8 protein-coding genes and 3 pseudogenes are annotated in these 8,401 nt (G+C 67.9%); 6 read left to right on the top strand and 5 right to left on the bottom strand.

The annotated features are described in order from the left end of the window. Positions 1–144: 144 nt before the first annotated feature. The 4 genes and pseudogenes from AB0873_RS31050 to AB0873_RS31035 all read right to left on the bottom strand — a co-directional run. Positions 145–339 (bottom strand): annotated as a pseudogene (locus AB0873_RS31050) (hypothetical protein); the annotation flags it as partial. A gap of 109 nt (positions 340–448) precedes the next feature. Beyond that, complete coding sequence (locus tag AB0873_RS31045; RefSeq protein ID WP_366604234.1) at positions 449–739, bottom strand: group II intron maturase-specific domain-containing protein; 291 nt, start codon at positions 737–739, stop codon at positions 449–451. Continuing rightward, positions 655–1,383: a reverse transcriptase domain-containing protein gene (locus AB0873_RS31040; RefSeq protein ID WP_366604233.1), complete on the bottom strand. Its 729-nt coding sequence runs from the start codon at positions 1,381–1,383 to the stop codon at positions 655–657. Before AB0873_RS31040 ends, AB0873_RS31045 begins: the two co-directional genes overlap by 85 nt. Positions 1,384–1,414: 31 nt before the next feature. Beyond that, a pseudogene (locus AB0873_RS31035) lies at positions 1,415–1,585 on the bottom strand (reverse transcriptase domain-containing protein); the annotation flags it as partial. A 796-nt stretch (positions 1,586–2,381) separates the two neighbouring features. Here AB0873_RS31035 and AB0873_RS31030 point away from each other — a divergent pair. The 6 genes and pseudogenes from AB0873_RS31030 to AB0873_RS31005 all read left to right on the top strand — a co-directional run bounded on the left by AB0873_RS31030 (position 2,382) and on the right by AB0873_RS31005 (position 6,624). Further along, the gene (locus AB0873_RS31030; protein WP_366604231.1) at positions 2,382–2,660 is read left to right on the top strand and encodes a hypothetical protein; all 279 of its coding nucleotides are present in this window, start codon (positions 2,382–2,384) and stop codon (positions 2,658–2,660) included. Between the two features lie 88 nt (positions 2,661–2,748). Beyond that, positions 2,749–2,886 (top strand): hypothetical protein, encoded by a 138-nt coding sequence (locus AB0873_RS31025; protein ID WP_366604229.1) that lies wholly within the window; start codon positions 2,749–2,751, stop codon positions 2,884–2,886. Continuing rightward, a pseudogene (locus AB0873_RS31020) lies at positions 2,883–4,142 on the top strand (MFS transporter). The gene AB0873_RS31025 and the pseudogene AB0873_RS31020 overlap by 4 nt, the downstream one beginning before the upstream one ends. 444 nt (positions 4,143–4,586) lie before the next feature. Then, positions 4,587–5,315: a GntR family transcriptional regulator gene (locus AB0873_RS31015; RefSeq protein WP_366604228.1), complete on the top strand. Its 729-nt coding sequence runs from the start codon at positions 4,587–4,589 to the stop codon at positions 5,313–5,315. Then, positions 5,312–6,013, top strand: a complete 702-nt coding sequence (gene deoC, locus AB0873_RS31010) for a deoxyribose-phosphate aldolase (protein WP_366604227.1) — start codon at positions 5,312–5,314, stop codon at positions 6,011–6,013. The genes AB0873_RS31015 and deoC overlap by 4 nt, the downstream gene beginning before the upstream one ends. Before the next feature lie 413 nt (positions 6,014–6,426). Beyond that, complete coding sequence (locus AB0873_RS31005) at positions 6,427–6,624, top strand: hypothetical protein (protein ID WP_366604226.1); 198 nt, start codon at positions 6,427–6,429, stop codon at positions 6,622–6,624. 98 nt (positions 6,625–6,722) lie between these two features. On the opposite strand, the gene AB0873_RS31000 is transcribed toward AB0873_RS31005, so the two are convergent. Continuing rightward, the coding region (locus tag AB0873_RS31000; protein ID WP_366604224.1) for an IS1634 family transposase at positions 6,723–8,401 on the bottom strand (1,679 nt) is incomplete at its 5' end.

Below are 8,401 nucleotides of genomic sequence, written 5' to 3'. Positions count from 1 at the left end.
AGCAGCGCCCACTCGTCATCGGTCAACTCATGACGTCGCGACACGGGAATCTATCTACCGAACCCATCCCCGAAGATCCACAAGACACGCCCTAGCGCGGGGCCCTGGGCCCGTCCTCTGAGAGGCTGTCGGGTAACCGGGTGGCTACGCGGCGAGAAGTCGTTCAGCGTTGATGCGTCGGGCGGCTTCGCGTTCGGTGGCGTTGGCCCAGCGGATCGCTTGGCCGGCCAAACGTATCGTCATGAGTCGAATCATCGCTATCTTGATCATTGCTTCGGAGTTGGTGGTCAACCGCTCGTAGTCCCGGGCCAGCCGCCGGTTACGCACCAGCCATCCGAGGGTGTTGGGTCGGGCCCGGGCGCGGTGCCTGGATTGCTCCAGGTCCGTTTCCCGGACCCGCCCGCCGAACCCGGCGTGCGACTCTCACCGCACCGGGCTCTCCACGAGATCATGCCGTTGGTGTCGGGCTTGCCGTTGTGGGCTGCCAGAGGTTCGGGATCTTGCTGCCGCGATAGCGGTATCGGGTCACGGGGACCTTCGCCATCTTGAACAGTTCGACCCCGTCGAACGCGATGGGTTGCCACCCTTGCGGGGTGCGTAGCCATCGCTGGATGGCTCTCCAGGTCATGCGGTTGCGGCGCATCACCCAGTTGATCACTCGCCACCAGACGAAGTTCTGCAGGTGGGAGAAGGTGTGCTTCGCAACCGCGTGCTTGAAGTAGTTGGCAGGCCCATCCACGCTGGATGTAGTTGATCCTCACCAGCGTTTCCCGGTAGCTCAGGTGCGACAACCGGGCGGGTCAGTGACTTGATCTTCCGTTTCAGCGCCTGGACGGGCTTGTCGGCGATGAACGTGTAGACATGCCACTTGCTCGTTCCTCGTTTCCGCTGCCACACGATGCGGAACCCGAGGAAGTCGACCCCGTCGGCAAGGTGGGCGATCCTGGTCTTGGACTGCGACAGGCGCAAGCCCATCGTCGCCAAGACCGTACTCACCTGGTCACGCAGTTCCTCGACGTGTTCCTGAGTGCCGTGGACCAGGACGAGGAAGTCGTCGGCGTAGCGGACCAACTGCCACGTCGCCAGCCCTTTGGCGCGTCGTTGCCTGCGTCGCTGGCCGGTGCCGGCTGCCGCCCATTGCTCGGCGAAGAACTCGTCGAGCACCGACAGCGCGATGTTGGCCAGTAGAGGTGAGAGGATCCCTCCTTGGGGTGTGCCGGACGTGGTCTCGTTCCGCTCACCGAGCTCGGTCATGATCCCGGCTTTGAGGAACGCCTTCACCAGCGTGAGCACCCGCTTGTCCTTCACCCGCGCTCGGACCCGGTCCATCAGGGCCGGGTGGTCGATACGGTCGAAGCACGCCTCGATATCCGCGTCCAGCACCCACCGGTAACCGGATGGCCAGATGATGGATCTCGGCGATCGCGTCGTGCGCGCGCCGGTTCGGCCGGAACCCATACGAGCACGGCTGAAAATCCGCCTCGAAGATGGGCTCCAAGACCAACTTCAGCGCTGCCTGGACCACTCGGTCCGTGATGGTAGGTATCCCCAGACGGCGCAGTTTCCCGCCGGTCTTGGGGATCATCTTCTCCCGCACTGGTAGCGGCCGGAACGTGCCGGTCTTCAGCAGGGAGCGGACGTGGTCCAGGAACGCCTCGGGCCCGGCCATGCTCACGTGGACAGCGGTGACCCCCGTCCACGCCAGCAGTGCGGGCTCCGGCATTCCCGGCGACCCGTTGCAACGCCACGACCAGCGTGGCCGGGTCGCTGACGAAGTTGTAGACATCGTCAAACCGGCGACCGTGGTCGGCCACCGCCAACGGTGCAGTTTGATCTGCATCCCCCGTACCCGTGCCCAGGCCACTTCCGGGGTCGGCCACGTGACGGCGATATCCACCACCGTGTCTTCGGGCATTGCAGTACCTCCCATGCGATCTCGCTGCCGCCCTTGCCCATGTGACCGGCTCTCCCGGACTCGGAGTACTACGGCGGCTCCGCCCTCTCCCGAACCGATCGACCGACGGTGGGCCCAGCCCCGACATGTCGTCTCCGGATGAGACGGCACCGGGTAGAGCCGGAAGAGTTCCCGTATTCACTGACTGATCGCTCGACGAAGTAGGCACCCGGCTATACCCCCGCGGCATCGCCACGGCCACCCCGCAGCACTTCACCGTGGCCTCCCTGACCGCCGAACGTCAGCAGCCAAAGGAGTTCCCGCCCCGAGAAGAGGACCAGGACGCACCGCACCCAGCCCATATCGGGGGTCCTGGCCTGGCGCGCATGCTCGGAATACACATCTCCAGCGCCGCGGCCTGGCAACGCGCCAGCGCCGGCGACTGGACAAGCTCTGCCGCAGACATCAGCCGCCGAACAACGAAACTGTGAAACAAACCGACAACCAGGACCTCCTCGACAGCAGCCACTGGCGCCCCCTGTGGCAGATGCTGAACGCGATGGATCAGGACATCGCCTCGTTGTACGACGACGCCGGCATAACCGGATTGCGTAACCGTTTCGTGGGTCCGCTGATTCAGTTGGGCCGACACGGGTCGATGACGATTCAAGAGCTGGCGACCGCCGTCGAGGTGACCCATTCGGCGATGAGTCAGACGGCCGCCGCAATGCGCCGCCGGGTTCGTCGACAGCGCCGAGAGCAGTGACGGCCGGACCCGCCGCGTCCAGCTCAGCCAACGAGGACGCGAACTTCTACCGCTCCTTCAAGCGGAGTGGCGGGCGACCGAGGCGACCGTGCGGGAACTGGAGGCCGAGGTCCCATACCCGCTTACCCAGGTCGTCAAAGACATCAACGACGCTTTCGCCAGACGCTCGTTCAAGCAGCGGCTCGACGACAACCTGACCAGAGCCCTCAAGGGAGACCTCCGGTGAGTCTCCTCAACGCCCTGGTCGACGTTCGTCCCCTGCGGGAGCACCGCACCTTCCGCCGTCTCTGGCTGGGCACCACCGCCTCCGGCTTCGGCAGCCAACTGGGGGTCTTCGCCGCCACCTTCTACGTCTGGGACCGCACCCACAACCCTCTGATGGTCGGGCTCATCGGCTTGTTCACCGCCGCCCCGCTGATCACGTTCGCGCTGCTCGGCAGCGCCTTCGTCGATCACGTCGACCGACGACGGCTGGCCATCGCCACCACCGCCGGCCTGATCATCACCAGTCTGCTCATGACTGCGGTCGCCTTGTGGCCCGGTGACGGGGTGTGGGCTATGTTCGGCTTGGTCGCCGTCGCGTCGAGCCTCTCCGCGTTGGGCACGCCGGCCCGGCGAGCCTTCGTTCCCCGGCTCCTTCCCCCCGATCGTCTCGCCGCAGGGCTGGCCCTCGACCACCTGTCCTTTTAGATCGCTGTGCTGCTCGGCCCGGCGATCGCGGGTGTCCTCACCGCACAATGGGGGACCTCCGTCTGCTTCGCCATCGACGCCGTCACGTTCGTGGCTGCGCTGATCGGGCTCGCCGGACTGCCGACGACGAGTCAACCCGAGGGGGCGGGACGAGCCGGCGCTGCCGCGGTCTGGGAAGGGATCAGCTTCGCGGCCCGCACGCCAGCTGTGCGGGGCGCGTTCCTCGTGGACCTGGCCGCGACCGTGCTGGCCATGCCGGTAGCCCTATTCCCCGTCATCAACCAGGAAAAATTCGGCGGATCGCCGGAGATCCTCGGCCTGCTCACCTCAGCGCTCGCCGTCGGCGGCGTACTCGCATCCGCACTGTCGGGGCTGATCACCCAACGCAACCGCCCCGGCCTCGTACTCCTGGCCTGCGCCGCCGTATGGGGGGCATCGCTGGCCGGAGTTGGCCTGAGTAGCCAACTCCCCGTCGTCCTCGCCCTGATCGCTCTCGCCGGCGCCGCCGACACATGGTCCGTCGTGTCACGCGGCACGATCGTGCAATCATCGACGCCAGAGTCTCACCGTGGGCGAGTCGCCTCCCTGGAACACATCGTCGGCGCCGCCGGACCACACGTCGGCGGCCTCCGCGCCGGCCTGATCGCCACCGGAGCCTCCGGCGGCGCGGCTCTCATCATCGGCGGACTCACCTGCCTCGCCGGAGTAGGGCTGATCACCGCGCTCATCCCCCAACTCCAACGCTTCACGATGACCCGACAATCTCCAGCCCAAGCCGAGGCACACGTGTGACAGCCGCACGAACCTCACCACTTGCCACCCCGGGTCGATCAGCTGACGGTGACGCCCGAGTTGGCGAAGCGTCTACTGCGGGTTGATGCTCGTGCTTGCGTGGAACCTGCGCACCAATCCGGGCCACACTGAGGGCTCTCCCCAGTCTGCCCATTCCGACAGTTGCGATATCTGACATCGCCAGAGGGCCACACCCACCCGCTCAACCTTGAACAGCGGCACGAGCTCGGCGGGATGCTGTCGCCGCTGCGTCTGGCGGAGCGCCGCGGCGCCGCCGTGGTGCACCCGTGGCCGGAGCCGCTGCCTGCCTCGTGGTCGGGCAGCTGGACCGGCCGGAGCCACTGCCGTACGTGCAGGTGCATCCGACGGTGCGCGTCTGCAGCTGTTGGAGGTTCGCGCACTCACGTGTCATGATCTAGGTCGTCTAGACAACCTGGAGGAGTGATGGCGAAGACGCCGCTGTACGTGCGGATCGAGCGGGAGCTGCGCGCGCGGCTTGCTCGGGCGAGGCCAGGCGATGTCGTCCCCGCTGAGTCGTTGCTCGCGGAGGAGTTCGGGGTCGCGAGGATGACCATCCGGGCGGCTCTCAACGCGCTGGAAGACGATGGTCTCATCGAGCGGATCCAGGGCCGGGGGACCTTTGTCCGGCAGCGGCCGCAGCCGCGCGCGGCGGGAACGCTGATGAGCTTTCAGGATCAGGTCCGCAGTTGGGGCCGTGCGCCCTCGTCGCATCTACTCGAGGCCGAGGTGCGGACGGCGGCCGCCGCTGAGGCGGCGGCCCTGCAGCTGACCGCCACGTCGCCGCGGGTGGTCTCGATCGTACGTGTGCGGCTCGCCGATGACGTTCCGCTGGCCGTCGAGTACGCCTGTTTCCCGGCACACCTGAGCGCCCTTCTCGACCTCGACCTGGAAACCGGTTCACTGCATCGTGCCCTGCACGACAGGGGACTACGCCCGACCCTCGGCTCGTCCCGGCTGACCGCTCAGCGCGCCGGAGCCGACGCCGAGCACCTGCACGTGCCCGCCGACGAGCCGCTGCTGGTCGAGACCCGCCTGATCGTCGACCAGCACTCGGCACCGCTGGAGTACACCATCAGCCGCTACGTCGGCGAACGCTACGACCTGCACGTCACCTTCGATGTGCAGCCGCCCGAAACAGGAGACACCCGATGAACATCGCCAAGATGATCGACCACTCACTGCTGCGCCCCGAACTGACCACCGACGACGTCCGGCGTGGTTGCGAGATCGCCGGCAGCCGGCAGGTCGCCTCGGTCTGCGTACGCCCGTCCGACGTCGGCATCGCCAAGGCCGAGCTCTCCGGCACCGGCGTGCTCGTCGGCACCGTCGCCGGATTCCCGCACGGCGACACCCGTACCACGATCAAGGTCGCCGAGACCCGCGAGCTGGTCGAGGCCGGCGCGGACGAAGTCGACATGGTGCTGCACATCGGGCGGCTGCGCAGCGGCGACACCGCGTACGTGCACGACGACATCGCCGCGGTCGTCGCCGCCGCGCAGGGCCGCATCGTCAAGGTCATCCTGGAGAACGCCTACCTGACCGACGACGAGAAGATCACCGGCTGCCGCCTGGCCGAACAGGCCGGCGCCCACTTCGTGAAGACCAGCACCGGGTTCGCCCCGGGCGGCGCCACCCTCGCCGACATCCGGCTGATGCGCGCCGCCGTCTCCCCGCCTATCAAGGTCAAGGCAGCCGGCGGCGTCCGCACCCTGGACACCCTCCTGACGCTGCACGAGGCCGGCGCCACCCGGTTCGGCGCCACCGCCACCGAGGCCATCCTCGACGACCACGCCGCCCGCGAGCGCGGCGAACACCCCACCACCGCCGAAGTCCCGGCCGGCGGCTACTGAACCCCTCCCAACTCAAGGATCGGCGACAAGAACATGCATTGGATCTGCTCGGCGGCCACCCTGCGCGGTGACCGCCCCACCAACCAGGACCAGTACGTCGTAGTCGACGGCGCCGCCGCCGTCCTCGACGGCGCGACCTCCTGGCTACACACCTACCAAGGGCCGCAACCCCGCGACGGCGGCTGGTACGCCCGCACGCTCGGCGCGGCCCTGGCCGTCCGGCTACCCGGACACGGCACCGCACTCGACGCGCTCCTGCCGAGGCGATCGCCGAGGTCCGCGACACCCACGGCCTCAAACCCGGCGACAGCCCCTACAGCACCGCCACCCTCGCCCGGTGGGACGCCGACGTCATCGACCTGCTCGTCCTCGGCGACACCCCGGCGCTCGTCCAGCACCGCGATGGGCCGAGCGTGCTGGTCGCCGATGAACGGCTCGCCGCGACCGCACCGGCTGAACGCGACGCCTACCGTGACCACCTGCGAGGTGGCCACGGATTCGACGCTCACTTCGCCGATCTGATCGCGGCGGTCCAGCGCACCGAGCGACACAGCTTCAACCAGCCCGCAGGATTCTGGGTCGCCGAGGCGCCCGGGTTCCGCAGCTTGTAGTTAAACGATCATCGGAATCTGGGTGCGGAGCAGCGAAGATTGACGTGCGTCGGCGAAGGGTCGTGTGCCTACGCGCTCGCTCCGCTGTCTGGTCTTGACTAGCGGGGGTCGAACGCGGTTACCCGGGCCGGCGGTTGGACGGGAAGTGCCTGGTAGATGGCCTTGTGTTCGGGTCGCGGCGGGGTGGTCTGCACGATGGTGCCGGCAGGCCCGGCGAGGGTGACCTGGCTGATTCGCCCGAGTTGCCGGTTGATGTTTCGCCAAGTCTCACCGGTGGCGCGTTCGGCGACGCGGACCAGTAGCAGGGCCAGCCAGCAGATGAGGACGTGGGCGCGGATGCGGTGCTCGAGGCGGTGGAACACCGGCCGTAGCAGCAGCTGCGACTTGAGGTCACGGAATCCGCGTTCGGCCTCGAGGAGGTTCTTGTAGCCCAGGGCGGTGTCCTCGGCGCTGATCGCCGGGTCGGAGGTGGCGATGAGGTACTTGCCGTCGAGGCGTTCCTCAGCCTTGACCTTGGGGCGGCCGTTGGGCTGTTGGACGAGCCACCGGCCCAGGGTGGGGTGGTCGCGCAGGGCGCACTCGGCACGTGCGTGCGCGGCCTCGTTGCGCTGGCGGGTCCTGTCGCCGGGTGGGCGTTTGGCGTCGCGTTCGCGCTGATCACGGATGCGCGCCAGCTCGGCTTCGACGCGGGCGATCGCGTCGTCGCGCTGCTGCTTGTCACGTTGTGCCTGGTCGGGGTTGTGGCAGATGACGAACCGCACGTCGGTGCCGTCGATGCGCACGTCCTTGACGCGTAGGTTGTCGCGGACCTGCTGGTAGCGGCCCTGGCGGGCCAGGACCTGCTCGACCAGGGGGTTGCCGTCGCGCATGCGCATCCCGGCGATGTAGTGCCCACCGGCGCGGCGCAGATAGGCCAGGTTGTCGGCGCTAGAGAACCCGCGGTCGACCACGGTGATGACGCGGCCGAGTTTCCAGTCGCGCATGTCGTCGCGGACCTCGGCCAGGACCTGCTGGTCGCTTGAGTTGCCGGGCCAGCACCAGCACCGCACGGGGATGCCTTCCTTCGTCACGGCCAGGCCGATGACGATCTGGGGTAGATCGCCGCGGTGGTCCTTGGAGTGCCCGAACCGGCGGAACCCGTCGGCGCCGTCGTCTTCGGTGTCGCGTTCGAAGTAGGTGCTGGTGGTGTCGAAGAACAGCAGGTCGACCTCGAGGTTGAGCAGGTTGGCCACGGCGAAGAACACCGCTTCCTGCACCCGGCCGCAGGTGTCGGCGTCGACGAGCAGGTCCATCGCACGGTAGGCATGGTCGTCATCCATCGCGGCCAGGCCGCAGATGACGGTGTCCTCGCAGACCCACTCGGCAGCCGACAGCTTGCTCATCGGCGCCACCGCCCGGCTGGCGACCAGCGCGAACAGCACTCGTTCCATGTTCGTGGTGAACCGGCGCGCGTCTGCCGCGGCGCGCACGGCCGAGCCGACATCGAGGCGCCGCCACAGCCCGTCCAGCAGCCACACCGCTCCGATCGAGCGGGAGTCGACGACTTCCAGGGACGCCGCCCCGGCGGCCAGGCCCGCTTCCGCCCCCGCGCCATACCCGTCTCCGCCGAAGTGCTTGTTGATCGACGCCGCGAGCCGACGCAGCCCTTCCACGTCAACCTGGTCGACACGGCCCAGATTCATCAGCACATCAGGCTTGATCTTGCCGTCCACCCGGCGGTTGTGCGCCACAGCGACGTAGCGCACCACGCTGCCATCGGCGTTCGTCCGCGACGTGA

Origin of the sequence: Micromonospora sp. NPDC047707, assembly GCF_040704235.1 — a bacterium.
In the GTDB taxonomy this organism is placed as follows: domain Bacteria; phylum Actinomycetota; class Actinomycetes; order Mycobacteriales; family Micromonosporaceae; genus Micromonospora.
The sequence above is the reverse complement of the archived record's forward strand: the minus strand, read 5'-3'. Positions and strand labels throughout refer to the sequence as shown.

Excerpts from the sequence above, each read along its gene's own strand:
- AB0873_RS31015 (WP_366604228.1), top strand. The coding sequence starts at position 4,587 with ATGGCGAAGACGCCGCTGTACGTGCGGATCGAGCGGGAGCTGCGCGCG.
- deoC (WP_366604227.1), top strand. The coding sequence starts at position 5,312 with ATGAACATCGCCAAGATGATCGACCACTCACTGCTGCGCCCCGAACTG.